Source organism: Winogradskyella aurantia (genome assembly GCF_002266855.1).
Classification (GTDB): domain Bacteria; phylum Bacteroidota; class Bacteroidia; order Flavobacteriales; family Flavobacteriaceae; genus Winogradskyella; species Winogradskyella aurantia.
Map to the genome: position 1 here is coordinate 13,948 of NZ_NGJN01000002.1, position 25,702 is coordinate 39,649.

Consider the following 25,702-nt stretch of genomic DNA (forward strand, 5'->3'; position numbering starts at 1 on the left):
ATAGTACAATATTTTCGGTTAAAAAACAAATTTTACCGACCAACTGTAAAATTTAACAAAATATTTAGTGAATAACCTGTATAAAACTTTACATATCAAAACATTGCCAGAAATATATTTAATATGTATTTTTGCAGCCGTTTTAACATTAAACAATAGTACACATTATGAATCATTATGAAACTGTTTTCATCTTAAATCCCGTTTTATCTGAAGACCAGATAAAGGAGACAGTTAAGAAATATGAGGATTTTCTCGTTTCTAAAGGAGCTAAGATGATCGCCAAGGAAGATTGGGGCTTGAAAAAGTTGGCGTACCCAATCCAAAACAAAAAAAGTGGTTTTTACCACTTATTTGAGTACCAGGTTGCTGGTGAAGTTATTGAACCTTTAGAGTTAGAGTTTAGACGCGATGAGCGTTTTATGCGTTATTTAACTGTAAAACTAGACAAGCATGCTATTGCTTGGGCTGAGAGAAGACGAGAAAAACTGAAAGTTAAAGCAAAAGCAAAAGCGTAATTATGTCATCAATAGAACAACAAGCAAAAGGAAAAAAAGACGGAGAGATAAGATATCTTACACCGTTAAATATAGAGACAACCAAGGCTAAGAAATATTGTCGTTTCAAAAAATCTGGAATCAAGTATGTAGATTATAAAGATGCAGATTGGTTGTTAGGTTTTGTAAACGAGCAAGGCAAACTACTTCCAAGACGTTTAACAGGAACGTCCTTAAAGTATCAAAGAAAAGTATCTGTGGCCGTTAAGAGAGCTAGACATTTAGCCCTTATGCCATATGTTGCTGATTTATTAAAATAAAATATCATAACAATGGAACTTATATTAAAACAAGACGTTGAGAATTTAGGATTTAAAGACGATATTGTATCTGTAAAGAACGGTTATGGTAGAAACTTTTTAATTCCTCAAGGCCAAGCGGTCATGGCAACCCCATCTGCAAAGAAGGTGTTAGCTGAAACCTTAAAGCAAAGAGCCCACAAGGAAAAGTCAATTATTGAAAATGCAGAAAAAACAGCTGAAGCAATTAAGGTTTTAGATATAAAAATCACAGCTAAGGCTGGTACTGGTGCTACTGCTGGAGATAAATTATTTGGTTCTATAACCACTATGGACCTTGCAAACGCATTGCGAAATGAAGGACATGAGGTGGACAAGAAATTTATTTCTATTGGTGGAGGTAATATTAAGCGTTTAGGTCAATACGAGGCTGCAATCAGGTTACACCGCTCTGTTACTGTAGATTTGACTTTCGAGGTAATAGCAGACAAATAATCTAGTATATACTAGTAGAAAAACCACCTGATCAAGGTGGTTTTTTTTTATTAATTACTTTGAAGTTATTGGTATCCTCCATCTTGTCTTTCTAAATTTATATCCTTAAAACATTACCGTTGAAAATTAGTATTCTTAGTATAACGACTTTGGTTATTGTGTTGGTGCACATGGTATCATATACACAGGAAATACCAGATAAAGTGGTTAACGAGAATGCCCAATTTTGGATATCTACAAATAATGTATTCAGGGTTGCGGATCGTTGGGCCATATTAAACGATATTCATGTTAGGCGTACTAATTTTATGGCTGATCCAAATTTTTATTTTCTTCGAGTAGGTGGGCAGTATTACTTAAATTCTAATGTAAGATTAGCAGGAGGCTATGCGCATCTATGGTTAACTACCACTGGAGATTGGGATGCTTATCAAAATGAAAATAGAATTTACCAACAATTGAGTATCTCCAAACGTTACGAGAAGATGAATGCTTTGTTTAGAATACGTATGGAACAGCGATTTTTCAACAATGTACAAGATGGACAGTCACTAAACAATGATTTTTTTGTGAATAGATTTAGGTTTCTTGTAAGTGCAGGCTTTCCATTTAAACAAGGCGGTTCCACGGAACTCATAGTGGCCAATGAAATTCATTTAAATTTCGGTAAAGAAGTGGTCTTTAATACCTTTAATCAAAATAGATTCACAATTGGGATAAAGCATAAAATCAATAATAATTGGAAAGTAGATTGTGGCTACATGATGGTGTACCAACAATTGGCGGCAGGTAACGTATATAATTTAAATCATACGTTACGTTTATTTTTCTATGGAAGTTTTGACTTTAGAAAGAATAAAAACCTTCCATTTAATGAGGTGAGGCATGGAGAAGAATAATATTTGAATCGCGAAATGAAAAGTTTAAGAGTCCAATCCATTGTTCTGTTAGCAGTTCTGTTTCTAGGATTTGCCGTTTCGTGTAGAAAATCTAAAACGGCGGTTTATCTTAATAACTTCTCCTATACCAATGCTGAAAATATACCTGCTATAAGTGCGCACAGAGGGGGTAAGGGTATTTTTGGATATCCCGAAAATTGCCTTGAAACCATGATGTATGTCAACGATAAAATAAACGCTATTTTTGAAATTGATGTGGCACAGACTAAAGATGGAAAATTAGTATTGATGCATGATAACGCCATTAATAGAACGACAACGGGGGATGGGTTATTAAGAAAGTTGACCTATAAAGAATTATCTAGATATAATTTAGTGGATGATTATGGTACGGTAACTGATTTTAAAGTACCTCTATTTTCAGATGTTGTTAAATGGAGCATGGCTAATAATGTCATATTAACTGTAGACGTAAAACGCGGTGTGAGTCAGCATTCAGTTATAAAAGCTATCCAAGGATTGCACGCTCAAAGTACCTGCATTTTAATCACCTATGATTTAGAACAAGCTAAATCTGCCCATGAACTGGCGCCAGAATTAATGCTATCGGTTTCTGCCAGAAATGAAGAGGAGTTTAATCGGTTGTTAGGATCCAGAATACCAACTCAGAATATGGTGGCATTTACAGGTACTCGATTATCGCCCACTGAGCATTACAAATCAATTCACAATGAAGGTGTATTGTGTATCCTTGGAACTTTAGGTAACTTGGACAAGCACGCCCAAGCTCGTGGTGATCAGCTATATCTGTCTTGGGTCAATAAAGGTATTGACATCCTAGCAACGGATCGGCCAATAGAAGCCTATAATGCTATTTATAATACGATTGAAAAATGAAATTTGAGAGATTAACAAAGGAGCAGTTTGAAGAATTACATCAAGAATTTATTAATTTTTTGGCTACACAATCCATAACAGCCGATGAATGGAAGGCTATTAAACAAAATAAGCCTGAAGTCGCAGAGCAAGAGCTAGACGTATTTAGTGATTTGGTGTGGTATGGCGTCCTTGATAAAGTAGAATATCTCGAGCACATTTCACCACAGCACATTCACCTATTCAAATGCAAAAAAAACCATATGCTTTTGATTGCCCTTAAGCTAAAGCACGATAAGGTGGACTTTACAAGCAAAGAGGGGTTTCAGTGGCTTCGGGAGAACTTACTGTCAGACGATGTAGAATTTTTCACTTCCAAAAAAGCGTATTCGGAAGATAGGCATCAAGACCTATTCAAATTAATACAACAAGGCGCTAATATCACTAAAGGACAGTTGTTTAACTATTTTGAATCCTTAATAAGCTAAAGTCATTTAGCCTTATTCGTGTCTTAAGGCCTCTATGGGATCTAATTTCGCCGCTTTATTAGCCGGATAGACACCAGATATCAAGGCCACCACAAAAGCGATGCTTGTAGCCCAAATCATGGCTAACCATGGCGTGGAAAAGCTCAGGTCAAAGGCTTTTGATATGCCCCAGCCAATGGCCACCCCCAAAATTATGCCTAAAAGGCCGCCTAGTTGTCCTATAATCATGGTTTCTATAAAGAACTGGAAGGCAATGGTCTTGCGTTTGGCGCCCATAGCTTTTCGCACGCCTATTTCTCGGGTGCGTTCCGTGACAGACACGAGCATAATATTCATCAAGGCAATGGTTGAGCCAAAAATGGTAATGATACTTATAATCCATGCAGCGACGTAGAGATAACCGGAAATTGAAGAGATACGGTTTATAAGGTCGTCACTTCGGGTGATGCCAAAATTGTTCTCTTCTAAAGGCTTTAATCGTCTTACATTTCTAAAGGTTACCATAGCATCGTCCTGCGCGCCCTCTAGCATATCTTTTTTTGCTACTTTTATGCCTATACGGTAATCAGAACTGGATTCAGTATAAATAGTTCGTGCTTTTTGAATGGGTAGGTATAAAATCATATTTTGATTACTCCCAAAGGCTGAACTTTGTTCTTCAACGACCCCAATCACCTTGAGTTTCGCACCTCGTATACTTACCGTTCTGTTTATAGGATACTCATCTGGAAATAGGGCTTTTTTAAGATCACTACCTATGACGCACACAGCATTGTTGTTTTGAATATCAAAAACATTGAGTCCTCGACCTAGTTCAATATCGCGACCTTCTGTTTCCAAGAAATATTCATTACAGCCAAGAACACCAACCTCTGGTTCGGTTTTTCTGTTTTCGTACTTTACTTCTGTATCGCCTCTACCGGCAGGAAAGCCTAATGAAACCATTGTAAAGGGGTAGTTGTAACGGTCAATAAATTCTTGAGCCTCCGTATAGGTAATTTCTGGATTTATTTTTTTGCGTTGTCGCCTGCTACTTTGTTGCATAATGGAGAATTCATAACGCTGAATGCGAAATGTATTGGCACCCATGGATGAAAAATTGCCGGAAATGGTATTTTCTAAGGCTGCAATACCACTTAAGATACCAACTAAGGCCATAATGCCGATAGCAATTATAATCACGGTCAAAATGGTCCTGAGCAATTGACTCCTTATCGAAGTGATGGCAATCTTAACATTCTCGCGAAATAATGAAAACATATCCTATAATTAAGAAAGATTTGAGCGTTTTATCTATATGACTGTGCAACGGGTATAAAGTTACTATAAAAACGAAATAACTTTGTTTTGACTCTATATTTTATGATATTTTTGCAATTCCTGGTTATATTGGAACTATTGAGAATAGCGCACAAGTTTTAGTGGTATTTCTCAGTGCAACCAGATTATAGATTAATTTAAAATAAAGAGATTCTTAGATATAGAGGCGGTTATTATGGCACAAAAACCAACAATTCCTAAAGGCACCAGAGATTTTAATGCAGAAGAAGTCGCTAAACGCTCTTATATTGTTGAAACCATAAAGCGTCAATTTAAGCTTTTTGGATTCCAGCCAATTGAAACCCCCAGTTTTGAAAATTCTGATACCTTGATGGGGAAGTATGGCGATGAGGGTGACCGTCTTATTTTTAAGATCCTCAACTCAGGAGCATATCTGAATAAAGTGGACGATGCCGATTACCAGTCGAAATCTGAAACGCTTATAACACCAAAAATTTCAGAAAAAGCACTTCGCTACGATCTTACCGTTCCTTTTGCGCGCTACGTGGTGCAACATCAAAATGATATAGAATTTCCCTTTAAGCGCTATCAAATCCAACCTGTTTGGCGCGCAGATCGCCCACAGAAAGGACGTTTCAGGGAATTTTACCAATGCGATGCCGACGTGGTGGGCTCTACCTCACTATTTCAGGAAGTGGAGTTCATTCAACTCTATGACGCTGTTTTCACCGAATTACAACTTAAGGGGGTCACCATAAAAATAAATAATCGCAAAATTCTTTCTGGCATCGCTGAGGTTATCGGTGCGCAAGATAAGCTCATAGACTTTACGGTAGCTTTAGATAAACTTGATAAAATAGGCGAAGCTAAGGTCAAGGAAGAAATGCGATCAAAGGCTATTTCAGAGGAAGGTATTTCTAAACTTCAACCCCTGTTCGACTTAAAAGGGGATTTTGGGTCTCAAATAAAAACCTTAAAATCTATTTTAAGCAGCTCTGCAATAGGCATTAAGGGCATTGAGGAATTGGAATTCATAAACGAAATGATATCAAATCTAGGCCTTAAAACAGCCCATCTGGAATTAAGTGTTACCTTGGCTAGAGGTCTCAACTATTATACGGGAGCCATTTTTGAGGTAGCTGCGCCAGATGGTGTAGACATGGGTTCTATAGGAGGCGGTGGTCGTTATGATGATCTTACTGGGATATTTGGTTTAACGAATGTCAGTGGTGTGGGTATAAGTTTTGGGCTAGATCGTATCTATTTGGTTCTCGAAGCACTGGGTTTATTCCCTGAGGCCATAACTGAGTCTACAAAGGTTTTATTTATCAATTTCGGGGAAACCGAAGCTAGCGCCTGTTTGTCGGCAATAACCAAGTTGAGACAACACGGAGTGGTTGCAGAACTTTATCCGGACTCCGCAAAGATGAAAAAACAAATGACCTATGCCAATAGACGTAATATACCCTATGTGGTCCTAGTTGGTGAAAAGGAATTGCAGGCCAAACAATTTACCTTGAAAACCATGAGTACCGGTGAGCAGCTAACCCTAAATTTTGATGCTTTGCTAGCGGCATTAATATAAAAAGCCCCAGCAACATGGAGACTGGGACCTTTTAAACACTAACTAAAAAACTAACTCTAATTAATTATAATCTTCTTGGTTATTTCTCTATTTGGGGTTTTGAGTTTTATGATATAGGCACCCATACTTAAATCACCGACACTGTAGGTGTTGTAGGAACTCGTGATAATAGAGTCTATGGTCAATATGGATTGACCCATGATATTAAAGAGTTCTATGGATTCAATGTCAATACCTTTAGGGTTTACTAGGACGAGTTGTTCAATGTCATTTGAAAATAAGATATCCACATGGTTTACCCTGTTATCCTCAAGACCCAATGAGGAATCAGCATTTGAAAAGGTGATTTTAAATCGGTTTAAATATTCCCCTGCATTGAGAAAAATAGAATAACTCTCGGCTCTTAAATCATGATAGATATCGAGTTCTGCATCGTACAAATAGATATCCAAATCGTCGTCTATATTCTCCAAGGCATCAATACCTATGGTGTTGATACCATCGGTGTCTGTTCTAACGCCTAAGTCATAGATACTGTCTTCATTGACCTCGTTACTGGCTTGAATGACATAGGTTTCATCATTAATCAACCAAAACATATCATCCATTTGAACGTCTTTCATTTTAGCGTCGTAGGCCAAATCAATATTTGGCGTCGCGTTTTCATCAATAGTCAAGAGTAGCTGACGGTGAATGGTATTTACAGAGTTAAAGCCTATTCTAAATTTCATACGGTCATCGCCCTCGTAGTCATCTAAAAAAGCCTGGGTAGAATTGGCAAAATCGTTTCTCATAAATACAGATGACGAATTGCCTTCGGTGACAAAAACACGCTGACCGTTGTTAAAATTGATTTCTCCTGTACTTTTTCCGACAACAAAAAAGCCTTGTCCAACAGGGATATACCTACCGGGACGTTGGGTAGGTCGTCCTCCCGTAGCAATATTGGGGTCATTTGTGCCATAGGATGCTTCTGCAACGGCACCAGAGAAATTATAAGTGGCATAGCCGCCTTCATAGTCCGCTAGAACGTGAGACCCGCCTCCCCAATGTTTCCAGAAGTAGAGGGTACCATCAATTAAGGGGTTTTGACCTGAAGCATCATTACTAGGCCCAATATTATCTAGGATAAACTGGTTGGCATCAATAGCCGAAGGGTAGGGGTTCCCAATTAAATAATCGTTTTGTGCATGTATATTTAGGCTAATAGGTCCATTATTAGGCTTGCCACGGAAGACATAATTTTGTTTGCTGAAAATAGGTCCTGTCCCAGGTCCTTTCATCGTAAAACCTTCACCGGCGAATATGGTTCCGGTGCGTCTAACATGTTGCCAAGATGAATAGCTGTTATTGGGTTGATTGGCATATTTCCATATCCAATAATCGGCGATGCGGATAGGATCTGTAGCGGCCCCATTGTAGCCTGTAGATGAAAAATTGACAGGATTCGCTCCGTCATACATCACATCCCGGACCGAATAACTGTAATTATTTTTATCAATATCTATTGCGCCAACTGGAGATGACCAATAATTGTACGTAAACGTATCGGCAGTGCCCTGTTGATCTTTTTCAAGCTGGCCGCTGGATTCTACATCTAAATCACTGTGTAATTCTTGTACAAGCTGCGATTCGCCTTCTAGGTTTAGTTTACCTGTTAAGCGCAAATAATGCGATACGGTAAGACCGTTTCCTGTCCCAGCATCATTGTCACCATTAACCCTAAGTTCATTGGCATCAACGTAAAGTGCTAGAATCGTTCTGTTGCCCAATGTGCTCGATGGCAAGGAAGCGTTGTCCATATTGACGGCATGGGATGTCCTTACTATAGTCCAATCTATGGTTTTATTAGCATCGACAATGGAGACTGCTCCTGGGATATATTGCATAGTGCCATTTACCCATGTGTTGGGACTGTCCCAATCACCATCTTGAAAAGTTTTATAAGGTAGAGGTGCACTTTGATCGTCTAAAGTGGCTAAATATATAGTGCCCAGATTGCCGTTTCCGGAAACGTCCTCTAGATTATTGTTGGAATCAACAGACATGGGGAAATAGCCTACCAAATCTGACCACAGCAAGGATTCAATATCATTCTTGCTAAGTGGCATTGGTAATTCGGTGCCCCTAACCTGACCGTTGCTATTGATGATTTCTTGGTTCATCATAAACCTTAACTGCTTATAGGATAATGCTTTTCTCCACAGGCGCACTTCATCTAAATGACCTTTAAAATGTTGAAAGGGGGCATCAGTTCCCGCGGCACCAATAATAAAGGACTCCGTTGTTGGTATAGGCGGTGTTTTGGTGTCGGAGGTATCGAGAATTCCATCAACATAAATCGATACAAGGGTTCCGTTATAGACCACCGCAATATGGTGCCACTCGTTGTCAGGAAGTTTAGACCGTGATATTAAGACCTCAGAAGAACCATTTTTCCAAATAATTTGAATGCGATTGTCCGCTAGTAATCTCAGGTCATAACCGCGTTGAAAAGCTACATCGCGCTTGGATAAAATAGAAGTAATACCTGAACCAGAGGCCTCTGTTTTTACCCATACTGAGAGTGTAAAGCCAACTGAATTTAAATCGAGGTGGTCACCCATGTCTATAAAACCTTCGGTACCATCAAAATAAACGGACCTATCTGCAGAGGTTTGAGCCGTTATGGCTGCAACACTGAGGATAATGCACATAAATACCAATCCCTTCAGATGGAGGGTAAGACATTTCATAAGCGGTTAAATTTAGTTTGGGACTAAATATCGTTCAAATATATAAAAATATCTATGAAATGCAAAAAAATACGATAAAATGTAAATTAAGTGTAAGTTGTTATTTCAAATATGTGGTAAAATCATAGGGCATTTATAGCCTCGGATAATGACTTTGAGGTATCACCGTGTTAGGCTTCAATTCAATCGGTTTTATGCCAAATGCCGTCAGCACTTAAATAAAAGCTCCCTATATGGTTAAAATCACATTCTTCAGGTGCTATGATGGATAAAAATGTAGAATCGTTAGCTCTTTTATACAAGTGATAGGTATGGCCAACAACCGGTTCAAAATTAAAATGAGCGCTATAAACCAGATTGTTGTATTCGTATTGCGCCATCATTTCATCATAAGCCGATTTAAGCTCATTGTATTTGGCTTGAATATGCTTGTTAACCTTGTTGATATTTCTGTTTTTCCAAGCTAAGGTATCAGTTGTAGTAATCACCGGAGCTGATACATCCGTAGCATAAGGCTTCAGCGATGCGTCGTAGCGTTCGGTTTCCGTATTGTAGACCACCTGGTCTGGTTTCTTTTTCTTTTTCATTCTAAATATCTAGCAAAGTATTCTCTGCAAAGTTACACAGAAGTTCCGCCTTTAAAAAACAATAGCCCACACGAACCATGAATTTATATGTAATTGAAGTATGGACAAACCCTAAACCAAGGACATAGAAAACATAGAGGATTTAAAAAATAAGGCTTCTACTTCAAGTGTTCAATGCTTCTTGATTTTTAAGCTGTGAAGACCTAGTATTTATTATCCTTCATTCTGATTAATATCATTTACTATGTGCCATCTTATTCTTAGATTTAGCTGTGTTCTAATTAATCGCGGCTATCATGAAAGTCCTTATTTACAGTGCAAAAGGGTTTGAAATACCCTATTTAAAAAAAGCCAATAGTGGAAAGCATAAGCTCACCTTTATTGAAGAAGCCTTATCATCTCAAACTGCTGAAAAGGCCGTTGGCTTTGACGCTGTATCTATCTTTTCTGCTGATGAAGCTTGTTTTATAACTGTAGAAAAACTAAAGGATTTTGGCGTCAAGTACATTACCTTAAGATCTGTGGGTCATGATAATGTTAACCTCAGGGCCGCTTCAAGAGTGAATATTAGAGTGGCCAATGTACCAGCATATTCCCCATTCGCTATTGCCGAGCACGCAGCAGCTCTTTTGTTGGCTTTAAATAGAAAGCTGATCGAATCTAATTACAGGGTAAGTCATTATAATTTTAACCTGGATAATTTGGTGGGGATGGATCTCAATCATAAAACGGTGGGTATTGTCGGTACAGGTAAGATCGGTAGTGTCATGACGAAAATTATGCACGGTTTTGGTTGTAAGGTGTTAGGTTACGATATCAAGGAAGATGCCCAGTTAAAAGAGCAATTTCAAATAGACTATGTCCCACTCCTTGAACTGTGTCAAAAATCAGATATTATTTCCTTACATATTCCTTTAAATAGCGATACCCATCAATTGATCAATAAGGATGTGATTTCCGAAATGAAAGATGGTGTTATTCTTATTAATACGGCAAGAGGCTCCATCATAGAAACGAGTGATGTCATTGCAGCTCTAAGGTCGGGAAAGATTGGGGCCCTAGGTATGGATGTCTATGAAAATGAAAAAGCTATTTTTTTTAAAGATCGCTCCCAAAACGTGCCGGATGATAATTTATTCATTAAATTAAATGCCATGCCAAATGTGCTTATCACCGGACACCACGCTTACCTCACAAATGAGGCCCTCACCAATATTGCAGAGACCACTATTTACAATTTAGATTGCTGGGATTCTGGTAAGGAAACCGAAAACGAATTAACGGATTTGAGTGGTTCGTAAATTAAACCCCGTATAAGCGAGTAATATTAGAAAATGGTATTTGACCAGCTTCTCAGTTCACGGCCAATTCATTCAATATCCTCATTTTTTTTCTTGCCCTCAAATTTCTTAAACTTATGAGGTCTTGTGGCCCGTTTGTCGCTCAAGGCCATGTAAATGCCCTTGACATCAGATACCCAATAGTCATACATAAAGATCAGTATAATTTCCTCAATGGTTTCAAGTATGCCTAGGGCAATCATAAAATAAAATAGGTTTGTATTTGGTGCAAAAAAAAGGGCATGTAAAATAAAAACAGATTGCACCACTGCGGAGCCCTTCGCTAAATAGGTATGAAATGCCGTGGCCTTACCGTATTTAAAATAGGCAATAAACATCTGTATAAGGTAAGGTACAAAGGCAATGCCAATGACGGCCAAATAGGATTTTATAAATTCCGTCTCAAAGTAATAAAGGCCAACAATACCAACAATTAAGGTAAATTGGTCTCCGAAAGAGTCGAGTTGCGAGCCTCGCGGACTGGTAATTTTAAGCTTTCGGGCCAAAAACCCATCAATAGCATCTGTAGAATAGCTCACAAGTAAAAACCAACTGAACAGCACTCTTGCGTCTAGCCAAATGAGCAGCAGCAAAAAAGGGGCAGCTGCAATCCTGTAGAATGAGAACCAATCGGCAATGTTATAGTTTCTAAAGGTTAGCATAACGCAACTATTTGGATAAATGTAATCTTACAAATAGCATTATGAAATGATTAGTATCAGTCCTCTGGTAAAATCAATCCTTAACCCCAAATACTTTTTCCAATATAGTGTCCATAAGACACCATTTCGTCAATGAGGATTGCAATAGGTTAGCACCCACAAATGCGGTGAACCACAACCAATTAATATTTACGGAAATAGCCAGAATTATGCTAATTAGGATAAATGTGCCTGCTACACCGCGTACGATTCTGTTTTTCATCGTGTTTCGATTTTAATTAAATGAATTGTTCTATGGGGACAACAACCGCTCTAACAGGGTTGTTGCTTTCCAAATTTGAATTGAATACTTTGATCTCTTGAAATAATGCAGCGATGTGCGTCTCCTCTGCAAAGGAGAAAAACATCTCTGAATTAGCACCACCGTCTCTGGTGGCAAACCATCCAGACATTGAATCGTTTGCCTTTCTTGACTTGTAGCCTGCAATATCTAGCTGGCTAAATGTCGCTATACCTGCTTTTTTAAAAAGTTTTGAAACTTCTTTGATGTAATCATCTACAACGGTAACAATAACTAATTTCATTTACTTGTAATTTTTACGTTCTATCATATAATACACTAATGGGACAACCAATAAGGTTAGGAATGTTGACACTATGGTTCCGCCCATTAGTGAAATAGCCAACCCTTGAAATATAGGGTCGAATAATATCACAAAAGCGCCAATCACTACAGTGCCTGCAGTAAGCAATATCGGCGTTGTTCTAACAGCACCAGCCTCTATAACGGCTTGTTTCAAAGGAATACCATCTTCCAGTCTTAAGTTCACGAAATCAATGAGCAGCACTGAATTTCTAACCATGATACCTGCTAGGGCAATCATACCGATAAAGGAGGTTGCTGTAAAAAAGGCACCCATTAACCAGTGGCCTAAAATTATACCAACCAAGGATAGCGGAATAGCCACCATCATAACTATAGGCGCCTTAAAGTTTTGGAACCATCCGACAATGAGAATATAGATAATGATAATTACGCCTAAAAAAGCAATTCCCAAATCCCTAAAGACCTCTAAGGTAATTTGCCACTCACCATCCCATTTTACGGTAAAGTCATCTTCAAATTCAGGTTGATTGATGTAAAGCTCGTTCATCTTATAGCCTTTTGGCAAATCAATACCTTGTAGCTTATCGGTCATTCCTAGAATGGCATACACAGGACTTTCCAATTCGCCTGCCATATCAGCAAGGACATAGACTACGCGCTTTTGGTTTTTTCTATAAATACTTTTAGGTTTTATATTTTCTGAAATAGTTACTAAATCCAAAATTGGCACGAGATGTCCCTGACTTGATTTTACTTTAAGGGCTGCAATATCTTGAATGGTTGATTTCTCCTTTTCATCCAAGGCCAAAACAAGCCCCACTTGATTAGAGGCATTTTCATCATATAGATGGGTAATGGCTCTATTGGAAAGGGCCATATTCATGAGGTAGGCAATTTGCTGTGGTGCAATTCCATAAAGCATCGCTTTTTCTTTATTGATGATGAAATTGAACTCTTTTTGGTCGGCTTCTACCATCCAATCTATATCCACAACATCATCGGTATGGTGTAAGATGGTTTTAACCGAATCTGCAATTCGTATTTGCTCATTATACTCAGGTCCGTAAATTTCGGCCACAATGGTAGACAGTACCGGTGGTCCTGGAGGCACTTCAACAATTTTTACATTAGCATCATATTTTGAAGCGATAGTTTGAATGTCTGGACGCAATAACTTAGCAATATCATGACTTTGAGCACTTCTGTCGTGCTTATCCGTTAAGTTAACTTGGATATCGGCCACATTACTGCCACCGCGTAAATCGTAATGTCTAACCAAACCGTTAAAGGTAATAGGGGCAGAGGTACCTACGTAACTTTGATAATTGACCACTTCGGGTTGTGTGGCCAGATATTGCCCTATTTCTTTTGCGACTAATGAAGTACGCTCTAGAGTGGTCCCTTCTGGCATGTCAATAACCACCTGGAATTCGTTTTTGTTATCAAAGGGTAGCATTTTGACCGCTACTGATTTTGTAAAAAACAACCCAATAGAGCCTATCAACAAGATAAAGGTGATACCTAGGAAGAGCCAACGTTTGGTTCTATTTTCAATTAATGGGGTCTCAAATTTTGAATATACTTTGTAAATAAAGGAATCTGAAATCCCTGCGGTTTCATCGTCTTCAAGGGCTTCTGAGCTGCTGTTCTTTTCCCTTAGGAAAATAAAGCCTAAATAGGGGGTTATGGTCAAGGCTACAAAAAGGGATAATATCATGGCAATGGAAGCGCCAATGGGCATCGGACTCATATAAGGTCCCATCAATCCCGATACAAAAGCCATAGGTAATACTGAGGCTATAACCGTAAAAGTAGCTAGAATGGTTGGGTTACCAACTTCATTGATTGCGTATAATGCAGCTTGCCTAAAGGGCAAGCGTTTCATTTTAAAATGCCGGTGCATGTTTTCAGCAATAATGATCGAGTCATCTACCACAATTCCTGTAACAAAGACCAAGGCAAATAGGGTGATTCGGTTTAGGGTGTAATCCAACAAATAGTAGCTCAACAAGGTCAAGGCAAACGTGATAGGTACAGATAAGAACACCACCAAACCACCACGCCATCCCATGGCGAGCATTACGACAATGGTTACTGCAATTATCGCTCCAATAAGGTGAAGCAGAAGTTCAGATACTTTTTGCGAAGCGGTTTCACCGTAATTTCGCGTAATTTCTACATGTACATCATCAGGAATTAAGGTCGTTCTTAACTGTTCTACCTTATTGATGATGACATCTGCAATTTTCATGGCATCGGCACCCTTGCGCTTGGCAATCGATATGGTTACCGCAGGGTATTCGGACTTGTAGTTTAAGATTTTGTCGCTAGCACCACCAAATCCGAGGCTCACATAGTTCTGTGGAATTTCTGGTCCATCAACTATAGTTGCTATTTGGTTCAAATAGATAGGTTGATTTTGAAAAACACCTACCACCAAGTGTTCCACATCTTGTTTTGTTTTTAGGAACTCACCTGTTTTAACTAAAAACTCGGTATCATTTCTGTCAAAGCTCCCCGAATTGAGTTGCTGATTATTGGCTTTTATCATTTCAGCAACCGACAAAACATCTAATCCGCTACTTGCCAATTTATTTTTGTCCAATACAATGCGTAATTCCCTGTTTCTTCCTCCAATTTTGTGGGTTTGGGCTACATCGTTTACCTCCTCAATTTCATCGGTTACTTCTTGGGCGATTTGTTTTAATTGGAAATCATTGTACGTCTCGCTCCATAGGGTTAACCCTAGCATGGGCACATCATCAATAGCTCTTGATTTCACAAGCGGAAGCGTAACACCATCTGGCATTTGGTCCATGTGCTTATTGATTTCATTGTATAGCTTCACCAAAGAGCGTTCTATATCTTCTCCAACGTAAAATTGTACAATCACCATACCTTGCTCTTGCATGGATGTGGAATACACATACTCGACTCCTTTGATATTGGAAAGGAGTTTTTCTAAGGGTTTTATGACGCGCGATTCTACTTCCGTGGGACTGGCGCCAGGATAGCCCACAAAAATATCGGCCATGGGCACATCAATTTGTGGTTCTTCTTCGCGTGGAATAAGAAATGAACTATAAACTCCAATAACCATAAAAACAATCATCAAGAGCACAGTGAGCTTAGAGCTTATGAAGCCTTTGGCGATTTTTCCTGCTAAACCTTCTTTCATTTTTCTAAATGTTTTTGTGTGACCTTACTTAATATTGAGTTTGGCACCGTTGTATAGTTTCCCTTGTGATGAGGTAATAATAGTCTCACCTGCCGTTAAGCCCGATAAGACTTCCGTGTTCTCTCCCATGGACCGGCCAATTCTTATCCATCTCAAGATGGCTGTATTTTGTTGGCTCACTGTATATAAGCCTGTCAGTTGACCTTTATGAACTAATGCTTTTGTTGGAATAAAAATGCTTTGCGATGCAGAAGCGATGTCGCCTTCTATAGTTGGAAATTCAACAGATGCAAACATGCCTGATCGAATATTTTTAGTGGGTTCTTTAAGTGTTATTTTAACGAGGTATTGACCTCCGGATAAGGTGGATGAGGCACTTACCTCTTTTACTTTTCCATTAAAACGTGCATTGATAGACGACACATTGATGCGAACGTCCATATTGGGTTTAACCTTTGAGATTACATGTTCAGGAACCCTAACCATCACATCAAAATTATCTGGAGATTCTACAGATAGTAAAGGCATGCCTGGGTTTGCCAAAGTCCCGGCTTCAATATACTTGGCCGCGACGATACCCTTAAACGGTGCCCTGATATTGGTATAGGCAAACTGAGCATCCACCTCATTTTTCATTTGCTTAGCTGCTTCAAGTCTGGCCTTAGCCATATTATACCTAGCAGTTATATCATCAAGTTCCTTTTGGGAAGCACTGTTTTCTTCAAATAAATTCTTGAACCTTTGGTAATCTTTTTCTGCATTTTGAAATGCGGCATTAGCTTCAGTGATACTAGCGGTGACCTGTGCGCTTTTGGCTTTTAAATCACTACTATTAATGGATAGTAATAATTGCCCTTTGGTAACCACATCACCGACATCAACATAGATGCGGTCTACATAACCCATAAGACGTGTACTCAAAGTGGCGTTGTTAGTGGCTTCAATGCTTCCACTAACCGTTAATGCGCTATTGTCACTATTTGATGTCACGGTTTCAACGCTCACAGTGATGGGTGTGGCATCATTGAGGGTTATTTTCTTGTCATCCTCCTTACAGCTTACAAGTGATAGGATGACGCTAAGTGCGATGATTTTATATATGTGTTTTGTGTTCATGTTATAAAGTTGTTAGATAATTTAAATAGGCTTTAGTACTATTATAGTCATATACGGTTTGAAAGTATTCCAGTTGTTTTTGAGCATACTGTGTTTCTGCCATTAATACGTCTGTTGTTTTTTCCAAGCCTTCCTTAAAGCGGTTTGTACGAATCCGTAACGCTTCTTCAGATTGCCTTAGGGCCAATGCGGTGAGTTCTAATTTATGTTCAGCATCGCTTAACAAGCGGTTGGTCTGGTTCAGTTCAAGCTTACTTTTAGAGACGTATTGTTCGTATTCCAGTTTTGATTTCTCATAGGTAGCACGCGATTTTTGTGACTTGCCAAAACGACTGGTGCCTTTAAGGATATCCCATTTTAGTTCTGCCCCTATGATGTAACCATTAGCACCGAATTGAAATAGATTATTATCAAACATTTGATAACTACCAAAGGCATTTAAAGTGGGCAGAAAAGTGGTCTTCTCAGACTTGTACATGGATTTTTGAGCTTCAGTTGCCAAAGCCATTGCTTTAATATCTGCGCGTTCCTCAGGTACCATGGCATCCTCTTGCATGTAAGAAACGTTAGGTTGAAGATGATCTACAGGTTTTAGGATGGCTCCAGTCTCATCATGCATTAAGAAAGACAGATAATTTGAGGCGTTTTTCACATTGCTCCTTGCGCTCCTCAATTGGTTTTTAACCTCTGATACCCTAACTTCCACTTGGAGTAGGTCCGCTCGCTGCAGCAAGCCTTGTTTAAAACTGTTATCAGCCAATTGGTAATTGGCTTCTGCCGCTTGTAGTGCTTTTTCTAAAACCTCTACACCCTTATAAGCTAATTGTAATTGCATATAGGCCTTATCTACCTCGAAGGCTAAATAATCCTTAACGCGCTCAGTTTGAAGCGCCATGGCCTCCATTTTATTCTTGGCTGCTTTGCGCTGGTGGAAGCCATCCATGTTGATCAAGGGTTGTTGAAACTCAAAGATGGTGGCAAAGTTTTGCGTCTGGTCTGGGTTATTTAAAAGATCAGGATTAAAGTCGGCCTGAGTTAAAATTTCTTGGTTGAGCTTAGACCCAAATGCCATTAAGGGATTTGTGGTGGCAAAACCGGTATGAGACACCGAAATATTAGGCAGGAAAACAGCATTAGACTGCTTATAATCACCTTTAGCTTCGTTAAATGCTTCAATGGATATCTTTATACTTTGGTTCTGTTCTAAGGCTTGGTCTAAAACCTCTGCTCGAGAAACTTCCTTGAGGTCTTGAGCCTGCACGGCAGAAAGAAGACCAAAAACGGTTAAACTGATTTTATATAGAGCTTTTATCATTTTTAATTAATTTGAGTCAAAATTACATCGCGGTTATAGGAATGTTAGTAACTAATGTTACTTGCCGTCCGCTTCCTTTTTTAATAGGTTCAATGTTTGGTTTTATAAAAAATGAGAATATGATCATAACCGTGCAAAGGATTATAAAAACCACCACCAGGGCTTTTTTGATCAGTGGTTCTTTAATTATTTTGTTATAAACAGCGGTGATGACCTTCCAGTGTACCAGAATATGCAGCACTAACAACCCCAACAGCACAAACCCCAAAATGAGATGTAACATGCCCCATTGATGTCTGTCCATACCAAGCCAAAATAGTTCTGTAGGACCACCATAAATGGCCCAGCGTTCTTGTCCCGGAATCAACGTGTATTTGATTAAAAACCCAATACCAATAAGCGCAGACATGCAAAAGGCCATAAGTGTGTTTACGGTAAAATTAAAAACGGATTTGCGCATGGCTTTTTCGGACTTTTTCACGGTATTCACTACTATTCTAATGACAAGCAAAAGTATTTACCAACCAGAAATGCTACAATGACATTCATCATATTGGAACTTATAAAACCACAAAAAAAGCACCCTAAATAATGAGTGCTTATATGTACCGTTGACTGAAAAATCATATTAAATACGTCCTTACATAACCTTAGCTTTTAAAACCTATAATATATACCTGCAATAAAATAGAACGAATTATCCAAATCTTCTTTTACTAAGGCATCATCAACACGAAGTACAGCTTCATTTTGAGGAATTACAAAAGTCGGGATAATAACCACATAATATGATTTATAGGTGTACCAAATAGGTAAACTAAACTCTACGGACATAAGATTGAATTGATCACTTTCGTTGAGTACAACAGACGAGGATTGTAGAGTGTCTAAAGGGGTTTGCCCTTGCCCAGAACTTTGGCCTCTACCATTGCCAAATCGATTATTCACAAAGTACTGCTCGTAAAAATTTTGTGTTCCGAAGTAAATTCCGATAGTAGGTGAAAATTGAAACTTGTCATTGGTGGTCATAAAATCATGTCTTACCTCTGAGGATAAAAAGAAATCGGTACTGCTATCAGTATTAAAAAAAGAGCTAGCAGATAATCCCAAGGTAATGATGTCAAAATCATATTCTAAACGTGCCGTTATATCAGACCCAACTTCAGAAATCACATTGTAACTGTCCTCGTTGAAAAAATAGGCGGTAACGGAAATATCGCCATCCAATTTTCTGATGTTAAAATCGAAACCCACAGTTAACAAAAACAAATCCACTCGACCTTCATTGGCTTTTGTAAGATAAGACAAGGAGCTACTGGCATAAAACCCAGATTTATGGTGGTACAGAAACGTTGGGTAAATATAGGGTGCCGCAATAGAATCTTTTCGACCCATAAATACGGCATCACTTATATAATTAAAACTAAAGTAAACATAAGACGAATCATTGATTTTGCCAGTTTGTTCGTTGACATAAGTCGTTTGACTGTGAATGAGATTACAAAATAAAATGGCCAGTATGCCTAATGTCGATTTATAATTTAGAATCTTCATTATATTAAGTTTGAAAACAAAAAAGGGCTTTTAATTTTTTTAAAAACCCTTTTTTACATGGACATAAATCATCCTTTTTTATTTATTTTCTTTTGAGCTTTAGGTTTTTTTTGAGCCTTTGGCTTCATGCCCATTTTGTTCATATTCATTTTACGATGTTGATAGCTGTTTTTAAACATGTCGCCTCCCATATTAAGACATTCACCATCTTTTAATCGTAATTGTTTGCGATCTCTTGTTTGCAAGGTACCATCAGGATTTACAGTAGTTCCATTGCCAAGTTTGAGATTTTCTTGTAGTCTGTTTTGAAACTGATTTCTAATTTGTAATAGTTCACCATCAACCATCATATAATGGACTCTGTTTTGGTTTCTTTTCTGTGCTTGCTCTTTTGATAGACCTTTATTTTCCTGTTGCACTTTAGATCTGTACTGATATTCATTACGGTACTTTACGCCATCCATATCCAAACATTCACCATTTCGAAGCTTTAATTGCTTACGATCTCTACTTTGGTAAGTTCCATCAGGATTTACTACCGTACCATCATTTAAGGTAACCCTATCTCTTAAGCGTACCTGATCACGGTCCCTTATTTGAAGAACACTGCCATCTACTAGCATTAAGCGATCTTGGTCTTGGACTCTATCTTGATTTTTGTCTTGCGCAATCATAGCGGTTGTTCCCAGAACAACAAATACTATTATTAAAACTGCCTTTTTCATTTTCTTACATTTAAGTTAATACTGTTATAAATGTATTGTTATGGTATAGCTTATAAAATGACCTTGATCATTATACCTCATATAAAAAGACATATGTAACAGGTGTTACATAAAAAAAGCACCCAATTAAACTGAGTGCTTTTTTCTACTAACCAAAAAAATCAACCAAACTACGCTTAGTTTGCTCTTCTAAACTTAATTTATAATTATAACGTAGAAACGTTTATAGTATCAAAGTTAAGACAACCTCCGTTTTATGAATGTCACATTTGTTACATAAAAAAGAGCACCATATATGATGCTCTTTTCGCAAAACAGTTATTGCCCATACCTTAATAACTGGTATCGTCTAATTTTACTTTTCCATAAAATGTTTTGTATAAGAAAATAAAGTAACCTGCCAATAATGGTGTGCCTATGACAACAATTGTGAGCATAATGCCTAGGGATTTCTGAGATGATGCAGCATTATAAATGGTTACACTGTATTTTGGGTCAATCGTAGAGGGTAATAAAACGGGGTATAGCTGAAATGCCACCAACATTAATAGAAAGGCCATGGTTAACGATGAAAAAACCAAAGCATTAGCGTATTTCTTCTTTGAGACCAATCGTGGCACATTCGCTACCGCCAAAAAAGCGATTATTGGCAGAATGAAAAATATCGGATTTTCTTTAAACTTATCTGTTACACCCGGAAGAAATATTAAAGTATATAGGGATGTTAATGCAAAACTGATAATGAAAAAAATCATCCCTTTTTTTAATAAAAATGTAAGTCTTGTATGCAAACGGCCTTCGGTTTTTAGCAATAAGAAAATAGCGCCTTGAGTCATGAAAATAGAAAGGGTTGTGAAACCAACTATAAGCGCATAAGGATTAAGAAATGTAAAGAAAATGCCACCTTTATATCTGAAGTTTTCTTCAAGCTCAAAACCTTGAAGGATATTCCCTAAAACAACACCTAGTAAAAAGGCTATTAAAACATTAGACAAAAAATAGATAATATCCCATGTTTTACGCCACCACAGCATTTCTTCTGAACTTCTGAATTTTATGGCTGAAGACCGTAAGACCAAAAGCATTAAGAACAGCATAAAAGGAATATACATAGCAGACAACATAGTGGCATACATCACTGGAAATCCAGCAAATAACGCACCACCTCCAATGATGAGCCATACTTGGTTAGCGTCCCATATTGGCCCAATAGCATTAATGGCTATTCTTCTGCTGAGGTCTTTTCTAAAAAATAGATGCCAAGCACCAGCCCCGTAATCAAAACCTTCTAATATGGCATAGCCTGAAAACAATAAACCTACTACCAAGTACCATAACGTTGGATAATCTATACCTAAAAATGTTTCCATGGATGTCTTTTTAAATAATTTCTAATGCATTTTCCGCTTCATCGTATGGGCCATGTTTTATCTTCTTATTCAAGGAATATAAAAACAAGAGAAATAAAATAGAATAGACTACAGCAAACAGAACTAATGAAAATACAATTTGATTTGAGGATACTTCTTGCGAAAATCCTTGACTTGTTCTTAAATGGCCATAAACTATCCAAGGCTGCCTGCCCATTTCAGCTGCAAACCAACCAACTTGATTCGCTATTTGAGGTAAAATGACCGAAAAAGCAAAAATTGTCAACAACCATTTTTTATCAAATAGTTTACCTCGCCACCACAAAAAACTAGCATATAAGGTCAAGGCAATTAAAAACATACCTATGGAAATCATGATATGATAAAACTGAAAAACCGCATTCACTTGGCCTGGTTGATCCTCTTTTGGAAATGCGTTTAAACCAGTGATGGGTGCATCAAAATCTTGATGTACCAAAAAAGATAACCCACCTGGCAAGGCAATACCAGTAACATCTTGGGTGTCGTTATCTACCCAGCCAAATAGATATAAATCTGCAGGTGCCGACTCGTCGTAATGCCCTTCCATAGCTGCTAATTTTGCCGGTTGATTTTCGGCTACGCCATCCGCAGAACTATGACCTGACACTAATTGACCTAAAGAAAAAATAGTGGCTACCACTAAGGCAATCTTAAATGCTTTTTTAGAAATCTCAATATATCTGCCTTTAATAAGATAATAGGCATGCACGCTTAGCACTAAAAAAGCGCCCGCTAAAAAGGCACCTTGCCAAGTATGTATAATCCTATCTACACTTGATGGATTAAGAACCATGGCCCAAAAATCGGTGACCTCAGCTCTAGCGTTTAATCCTTCCCCAACGATATGATAGCCTGCAGGTGTTTGCTGCCAACTATTGGCGACAACAATCCAAACAGCCGAAAACATTGAACCCAAAAACACACCAAGGGTAGAAATAAAATGAACCTTTGGTGATACGCGATTCCATCCAAAAATGAGGACGCCTAAAAACGTGCTCTCTAAACCAAAAGCAAATAATCCTTCTGCTGCTAATGCACTGCCAAAAATATCACCTACGTACTTGGAATAGACCGCCCAATTGGTGCCGAATTCGAACTCCATGATTATTCCTGTGGCAACTCCGATTCCAAAGGTTATGGCGAATATTTTTAACCAAAAACGGGTTAAGACTTCATATTGTTTATGTCCTGTCTTTAAATATAACCCCTCAGTAATGACCATAATTAAACCTATACCGATGCTTAAGGGTGGATATATGTAGTGAAAGGCTATGGTAAAGGCAAATTGGATTCTGGCTAAGATTTCGGTATCCATAGTTTATTTTTTTTGAATAAAGATAAATACTATTTTAATCGTAAAATGTAACCAATGTCACGCCACCAATAAAAGTCGTTAGGTGCCATTATATGAATAAATCCTTCAGCAAAATAACGCGCGTTCCAAAAGTCTGTCATCATTTACTTCGCTCTCACAATAAATTGATATTGCAACAAATCAACATTGACATCTAATTCTGTGTATCCTGCTTTTTTCAATTCACTTTTTACCGTCTCCAAATCAATTTTATGATGCGCTGGTGGACCTACAGGAATGTCTTTTTTGAAGTAATCTATAACGACTAATTCTCCCTCTGGTTTGATTCCTTTTTTGACTCTTGAAAAATAATCAGCCCGGTTTTCAATATGATGGTAGGTATTTACAATCAATACCATATCGACTTCATTATCCGCCAAATTTGGACTGTCGTAAGGAATTTTCCGAAGTTCGATATTTTCAAGATTATTGTCCTCAATACGCTTTTTCAATACTGCTTGAAATTCATCACTAACATCAGCAGCAATAACTTGCGCTCCTTTTTCTGCTAATTTCATTGAAAAATAACCTGAACCAGCTCCAATATCCATTATTTTCTTTCCTTTTAAATCACCAAGATATTTCAGTACTTTTTCTGGCTTTTGGTAGGCATCACGTTCTGGAGATTCAAACCGTTTTATTAAATCTTCGGTATTTGATTGGTTCATATAATCATTTGCGGTTTTTGTTGTGTCCGATTTGTGATGTTTTCCATGATGACCGCCATGCTGTTCTGAAGCTTCTTTTGTTTCGTGGCTAGCGTCGTGCTTACCATTTTTTTCGTTATTTTCTTTACAAGCTGAAAATGCTAGTACCAAAGTCGCTGCAAGGAAAAGATGTTTTGCTGTTTTCATTGTTAAATACGTGTTTTAATATGTGTTAATTTTTAATGTATTTTTATTTTAGTTTTAAGTGGTTAAACTTCAATTTATTGCTCCACCAATAGGTTATAAATCCTATAAGAATATTACCAAAACCCACGACGACTTCAAACGGACTATTGATAAACGCATAGATAATCATCCATAAGGATAAGAGAATAAATATCAGTTGAAAAAGTGGAAATAATGGGCTTCTAAATCTATCGGTTTGTTCTTTTTTCTGTTGGTAGCGTAATTTAAAAACACCTGTAACGGTCGCCATAGAAGATATGGTTAATAAAATACCACAATAGATTAATATTTGTTCAAAAGTTCCTGTTAAAATCAATAAGGCACTTATGCCAAATTGCAGCCATAGCGCGCTTTGTGGAATGTTATTTTTTTTAGCCTTAAAGTAATTCCAAAAGCGATGATCTTTCGCAATGCTAGACGTTACCCTAGAGCCTACCCAAACCATGGCGCTTATACCGGAAACCAATAATAGAGAAATGGCCAAGCCGAATAAGCGTCCGTAATCGTCTCCAATCATTTTGTTCAAGGCAATGGTACCCACATTCAATTGATCTTTTAACTCAGGAATTGGCACATGTTTTAAAAACACATATTGTAATAATGCATAAAGTACCGTTACGATTAAGGTGCCGCCAATTAAGGCTATGGGCAAGGCTTTTTTGGGGTTTTTGAATTCTTCGGTAATATAGGCTGCGGCATTCCAACCGGAATAGGAATAACTCACATAAATCAATGCCACTGCAAATGCTGGTGAAATTAAATTGGAATAATCAGAACTCGATAAAAACCCTGTGTTATCAAATGATGGCTCTAACCAAATACCAATAAAAATTAGTATCACAATAATCCCGATTTTAAACAAGGTGCTGATATTCTGAAATTTGGAGCTTAAAGCTAAATTTTTAGTATGAATGAGTGTAATAATGGCAATTAGAATAATGCTTGTCCATTTAGGATTCAAATTAAAATAGGGAAAATAAGCCACAAACGCCATTGCAGATAATGCAATAGGTGCTGCAAAACCAACAGTAATGGAAATCCAACCCGATAAATAACCAACAAGTGGATGAAACAACTTTGTTAAGAAAGCATATTCGCCTCCCGAACGTTGGATATGTGTTCCGATTTCAGCATAACTGAATGCGCCTGATAAGGCAATAAGTCCACCCAAAACCCAAAGAATTAAAATAATAGTCGGATTCTGAAGGTCTTTTAACTGGAACCCTAAACTTGTAAACACACCTGTTCCTATCATATTGGCCACGACCAAGGCAATGCCTGTAAGTGTGCTGATCTTGTGAATTTGAATTTTCTTTGGCATTAAAAATTGATTCTAGAGCTCTAGTGAATTTGATTTATAATCCTAAATAAACCGTCGCGTTTTCTTTTTATAATCTGAATATTCCAAATATTTTTCAAAAAGTAATTGTTCTTCATACTTAGATTTAAAATAAAATAGAATCATCAACCCTAATGTAACCAACACTTTGTAGCAAGATGTTTGATATAAAGCATAACCCAAACCTGAAAGAATTATAGCGGTATAAATAGGGTGCCTAGATATGTTATAAGCTCCTGTTGTAATCAGCTTACCGTTTGAAACTGGAGTTGGAAATGGTGACAATTTTGTGTTGAGTTGTAACAAAGCTACTATTCCTAAAAAAATACCTAAAGCTAAAATAAGCAATCCCGAATAGCATAACCATTCGGGAATATTTATTTTGGTTATATTGACAGGAATAATATAGGCTACAAAAAGTACTACTTGAATGCCTACATATATAAAATCTTTTTTCGACTTCAA

25 protein-coding genes are annotated in these 25,702 nt (G+C 37.7%); 8 read left to right on the forward strand and 17 right to left on the reverse strand.

Annotated features, from left to right (window positions below):
* Positions 1–167 precede the first annotated feature (167 nt).
* From rpsF to CA834_RS03380, 6 genes are all read left to right on the forward strand, one after another.
* Entirely contained in the window at positions 168–518 is a 351-nt protein-coding gene (gene rpsF, locus CA834_RS03355) for a 30S ribosomal protein S6 (protein ID WP_094967267.1), read from the forward strand.
* Positions 518–817, forward strand: a complete 300-nt coding sequence (gene rpsR / locus CA834_RS03360; RefSeq protein WP_206186849.1) for a 30S ribosomal protein S18 — start codon at positions 518–520, stop codon at positions 815–817. Before rpsF ends, rpsR begins: the two co-directional genes overlap by 1 nt.
* Positions 818–829: 12 nt before the next feature.
* A complete protein-coding gene (rplI, locus tag CA834_RS03365; protein WP_094967269.1) occupies positions 830–1,291 on the forward strand; it encodes a 50S ribosomal protein L9 in 462 nt (153 codons plus the stop codon).
* A gap of 119 nt (positions 1,292–1,410) precedes the next feature.
* Positions 1,411–2,190 carry a DUF2490 domain-containing protein gene (locus CA834_RS03370; protein ID WP_133085447.1) on the forward strand — a complete coding sequence of 260 codons (780 nt, stop codon included), beginning with the start codon at positions 1,411–1,413 and terminating at the stop codon, positions 2,188–2,190.
* 15 nt (positions 2,191–2,205) lie between these two features.
* The gene (locus CA834_RS03375) at positions 2,206–3,087 is read left to right on the forward strand and encodes a glycerophosphodiester phosphodiesterase family protein (RefSeq protein WP_094967271.1); all 882 of its coding nucleotides are present in this window, start codon (positions 2,206–2,208) and stop codon (positions 3,085–3,087) included.
* Positions 3,084–3,554 (forward strand): DUF6495 family protein, encoded by a 471-nt coding sequence (locus CA834_RS03380; protein WP_094967272.1) that lies wholly within the window; start codon positions 3,084–3,086, stop codon positions 3,552–3,554. Before CA834_RS03375 ends, CA834_RS03380 begins: the two co-directional genes overlap by 4 nt.
* 12 nt (positions 3,555–3,566) lie before the next feature.
* On the opposite strand, the gene CA834_RS03385 is transcribed toward CA834_RS03380, so the two are convergent.
* Entirely contained in the window at positions 3,567–4,814 is a 1,248-nt protein-coding gene (locus tag CA834_RS03385) for an ABC transporter permease (protein ID WP_094967273.1), read from the reverse strand.
* A 235-nt stretch (positions 4,815–5,049) separates the two neighbouring features.
* Between CA834_RS03385 and hisS the strand changes: the two genes are divergently transcribed.
* Complete coding sequence (gene hisS, locus CA834_RS03390; protein ID WP_094967274.1) at positions 5,050–6,420, forward strand: histidine--tRNA ligase; 1,371 nt, start codon at positions 5,050–5,052, stop codon at positions 6,418–6,420.
* A 56-nt stretch (positions 6,421–6,476) separates the two neighbouring features.
* On the opposite strand, the gene CA834_RS03395 is transcribed toward hisS, so the two are convergent.
* Positions 6,477–9,155, reverse strand: coding sequence for a LamG-like jellyroll fold domain-containing protein (locus CA834_RS03395; RefSeq protein WP_094967275.1), 2,679 nt, complete (start codon positions 9,153–9,155; stop codon positions 6,477–6,479).
* Between the two features lie 182 nt (positions 9,156–9,337).
* Positions 9,338–9,742 (reverse strand): DUF2452 domain-containing protein, encoded by a 405-nt coding sequence (locus CA834_RS03400; protein ID WP_094967276.1) that lies wholly within the window; start codon positions 9,740–9,742, stop codon positions 9,338–9,340.
* Between the two features lie 296 nt (positions 9,743–10,038).
* Here CA834_RS03400 and CA834_RS03405 point away from each other — a divergent pair, with 296 nt between their 5' ends.
* Positions 10,039–11,043: a 2-hydroxyacid dehydrogenase gene (locus CA834_RS03405; RefSeq protein WP_094967277.1), complete on the forward strand. Its 1,005-nt coding sequence runs from the start codon at positions 10,039–10,041 to the stop codon at positions 11,041–11,043.
* A 68-nt stretch (positions 11,044–11,111) separates the two neighbouring features.
* Here CA834_RS03405 and CA834_RS03410 read toward each other — a convergent pair whose 3' ends face one another.
* The 14 genes from CA834_RS03410 to CA834_RS03475 all read right to left on the reverse strand — a co-directional run bounded on the left by CA834_RS03410 (position 11,112) and on the right by CA834_RS03475 (position 25,702).
* Entirely contained in the window at positions 11,112–11,744 is a 633-nt protein-coding gene (locus CA834_RS03410) for a CDP-alcohol phosphatidyltransferase family protein (RefSeq protein WP_094967278.1), read from the reverse strand.
* 73 nt (positions 11,745–11,817) lie between these two features.
* Positions 11,818–12,006, reverse strand: coding sequence for a YgaP family membrane protein (locus tag CA834_RS03415; RefSeq protein ID WP_094967279.1), 189 nt, complete (start codon positions 12,004–12,006; stop codon positions 11,818–11,820).
* 16 nt (positions 12,007–12,022) lie between these two features.
* The gene (locus CA834_RS03420; RefSeq protein ID WP_094967280.1) at positions 12,023–12,328 is read right to left on the reverse strand and encodes a hypothetical protein; all 306 of its coding nucleotides are present in this window, start codon (positions 12,326–12,328) and stop codon (positions 12,023–12,025) included.
* Positions 12,329–15,529 (reverse strand): efflux RND transporter permease subunit, encoded by a 3,201-nt coding sequence (locus tag CA834_RS03425; protein ID WP_094967281.1) that lies wholly within the window; start codon positions 15,527–15,529, stop codon positions 12,329–12,331.
* A gap of 24 nt (positions 15,530–15,553) precedes the next feature.
* The gene (locus tag CA834_RS03430; RefSeq protein ID WP_094967282.1) at positions 15,554–16,645 is read right to left on the reverse strand and encodes an efflux RND transporter periplasmic adaptor subunit; all 1,092 of its coding nucleotides are present in this window, start codon (positions 16,643–16,645) and stop codon (positions 15,554–15,556) included.
* 1 nt (position 16,646) lies between these two features.
* Positions 16,647–17,960, reverse strand: coding sequence for a TolC family protein (locus CA834_RS03435; RefSeq protein WP_094967283.1), 1,314 nt, complete (start codon positions 17,958–17,960; stop codon positions 16,647–16,649).
* A 22-nt stretch (positions 17,961–17,982) separates the two neighbouring features.
* Positions 17,983–18,441 carry a DUF4405 domain-containing protein gene (locus CA834_RS03440; protein ID WP_133085448.1) on the reverse strand — a complete coding sequence of 153 codons (459 nt, stop codon included), beginning with the start codon at positions 18,439–18,441 and terminating at the stop codon, positions 17,983–17,985.
* A gap of 176 nt (positions 18,442–18,617) precedes the next feature.
* Positions 18,618–19,514: a hypothetical protein gene (locus CA834_RS03445; protein WP_094967285.1), complete on the reverse strand. Its 897-nt coding sequence runs from the start codon at positions 19,512–19,514 to the stop codon at positions 18,618–18,620.
* A gap of 68 nt (positions 19,515–19,582) precedes the next feature.
* Positions 19,583–20,239, reverse strand: coding sequence for a DUF6799 domain-containing protein (locus CA834_RS03450; protein ID WP_094967286.1), 657 nt, complete (start codon positions 20,237–20,239; stop codon positions 19,583–19,585).
* A gap of 332 nt (positions 20,240–20,571) precedes the next feature.
* Positions 20,572–21,609, reverse strand: coding sequence for a cytochrome d ubiquinol oxidase subunit II (gene cydB / locus CA834_RS03455; RefSeq protein WP_094967287.1), 1,038 nt, complete (start codon positions 21,607–21,609; stop codon positions 20,572–20,574).
* A gap of 10 nt (positions 21,610–21,619) precedes the next feature.
* A complete protein-coding gene (locus tag CA834_RS03460; protein ID WP_094967288.1) occupies positions 21,620–22,966 on the reverse strand; it encodes a cytochrome ubiquinol oxidase subunit I in 1,347 nt (448 codons plus the stop codon).
* A gap of 143 nt (positions 22,967–23,109) precedes the next feature.
* Entirely contained in the window at positions 23,110–23,859 is a 750-nt protein-coding gene (locus tag CA834_RS03465; protein ID WP_094967289.1) for a class I SAM-dependent methyltransferase, read from the reverse strand.
* Between the two features lie 43 nt (positions 23,860–23,902).
* Complete coding sequence (locus CA834_RS03470) at positions 23,903–25,219, reverse strand: APC family permease (protein WP_206186838.1); 1,317 nt, start codon at positions 25,217–25,219, stop codon at positions 23,903–23,905.
* 42 nt (positions 25,220–25,261) lie between these two features.
* On the reverse strand, positions 25,262–25,702 hold the full coding sequence (locus tag CA834_RS03475; RefSeq protein ID WP_240507435.1) for a methyltransferase family protein: 441 nt from the start codon (positions 25,700–25,702) through the stop codon (positions 25,262–25,264).

Excerpts from the sequence above, each read along its gene's own strand:
- rpsF (WP_094967267.1), top strand. The coding sequence starts at position 168 with ATGAATCATTATGAAACTGTTTTCATCTTAAATCCCGTTTTATCTGAA.
- rplI (WP_094967269.1), top strand. The coding sequence starts at position 830 with ATGGAACTTATATTAAAACAAGACGTTGAGAATTTAGGATTTAAAGAC.
- CA834_RS03375 (WP_094967271.1), top strand. The coding sequence starts at position 2,206 with ATGAAAAGTTTAAGAGTCCAATCCATTGTTCTGTTAGCAGTTCTGTTT.
- CA834_RS03380 (WP_094967272.1), top strand. The coding sequence starts at position 3,084 with ATGAAATTTGAGAGATTAACAAAGGAGCAGTTTGAAGAATTACATCAA.
- CA834_RS03385 (WP_094967273.1), bottom strand. The coding sequence starts at position 4,814 with ATGTTTTCATTATTTCGCGAGAATGTTAAGATTGCCATCACTTCGATA.
- hisS (WP_094967274.1), top strand. The coding sequence starts at position 5,050 with ATGGCACAAAAACCAACAATTCCTAAAGGCACCAGAGATTTTAATGCA.
- CA834_RS03395 (WP_094967275.1), bottom strand. The coding sequence starts at position 9,155 with ATGAAATGTCTTACCCTCCATCTGAAGGGATTGGTATTTATGTGCATT.
- CA834_RS03400 (WP_094967276.1), bottom strand. The coding sequence starts at position 9,742 with ATGAAAAAGAAAAAGAAACCAGACCAGGTGGTCTACAATACGGAAACC.
- CA834_RS03405 (WP_094967277.1), top strand. The coding sequence starts at position 10,039 with ATGAAAGTCCTTATTTACAGTGCAAAAGGGTTTGAAATACCCTATTTA.
- CA834_RS03410 (WP_094967278.1), bottom strand. The coding sequence starts at position 11,744 with ATGCTAACCTTTAGAAACTATAACATTGCCGATTGGTTCTCATTCTAC.
- CA834_RS03415 (WP_094967279.1), bottom strand. The coding sequence starts at position 12,006 with ATGAAAAACAGAATCGTACGCGGTGTAGCAGGCACATTTATCCTAATT.
- CA834_RS03420 (WP_094967280.1), bottom strand. The coding sequence starts at position 12,328 with ATGAAATTAGTTATTGTTACCGTTGTAGATGATTACATCAAAGAAGTT.
- CA834_RS03425 (WP_094967281.1), bottom strand. The coding sequence starts at position 15,529 with ATGAAAGAAGGTTTAGCAGGAAAAATCGCCAAAGGCTTCATAAGCTCT.
- CA834_RS03430 (WP_094967282.1), bottom strand. The coding sequence starts at position 16,645 with ATGAACACAAAACACATATATAAAATCATCGCACTTAGCGTCATCCTA.
- CA834_RS03435 (WP_094967283.1), bottom strand. The coding sequence starts at position 17,960 with ATGATAAAAGCTCTATATAAAATCAGTTTAACCGTTTTTGGTCTTCTT.
- CA834_RS03445 (WP_094967285.1), bottom strand. The coding sequence starts at position 19,514 with ATGAAGATTCTAAATTATAAATCGACATTAGGCATACTGGCCATTTTA.
- CA834_RS03450 (WP_094967286.1), bottom strand. The coding sequence starts at position 20,239 with ATGAAAAAGGCAGTTTTAATAATAGTATTTGTTGTTCTGGGAACAACC.
- cydB (WP_094967287.1), bottom strand. The coding sequence starts at position 21,609 with ATGGAAACATTTTTAGGTATAGATTATCCAACGTTATGGTACTTGGTA.
- CA834_RS03460 (WP_094967288.1), bottom strand. The coding sequence starts at position 22,966 with ATGGATACCGAAATCTTAGCCAGAATCCAATTTGCCTTTACCATAGCC.
- CA834_RS03465 (WP_094967289.1), bottom strand. The coding sequence starts at position 23,859 with ATGAAAACAGCAAAACATCTTTTCCTTGCAGCGACTTTGGTACTAGCA.
- CA834_RS03470 (WP_206186838.1), bottom strand. The coding sequence starts at position 25,219 with ATGCCAAAGAAAATTCAAATTCACAAGATCAGCACACTTACAGGCATT.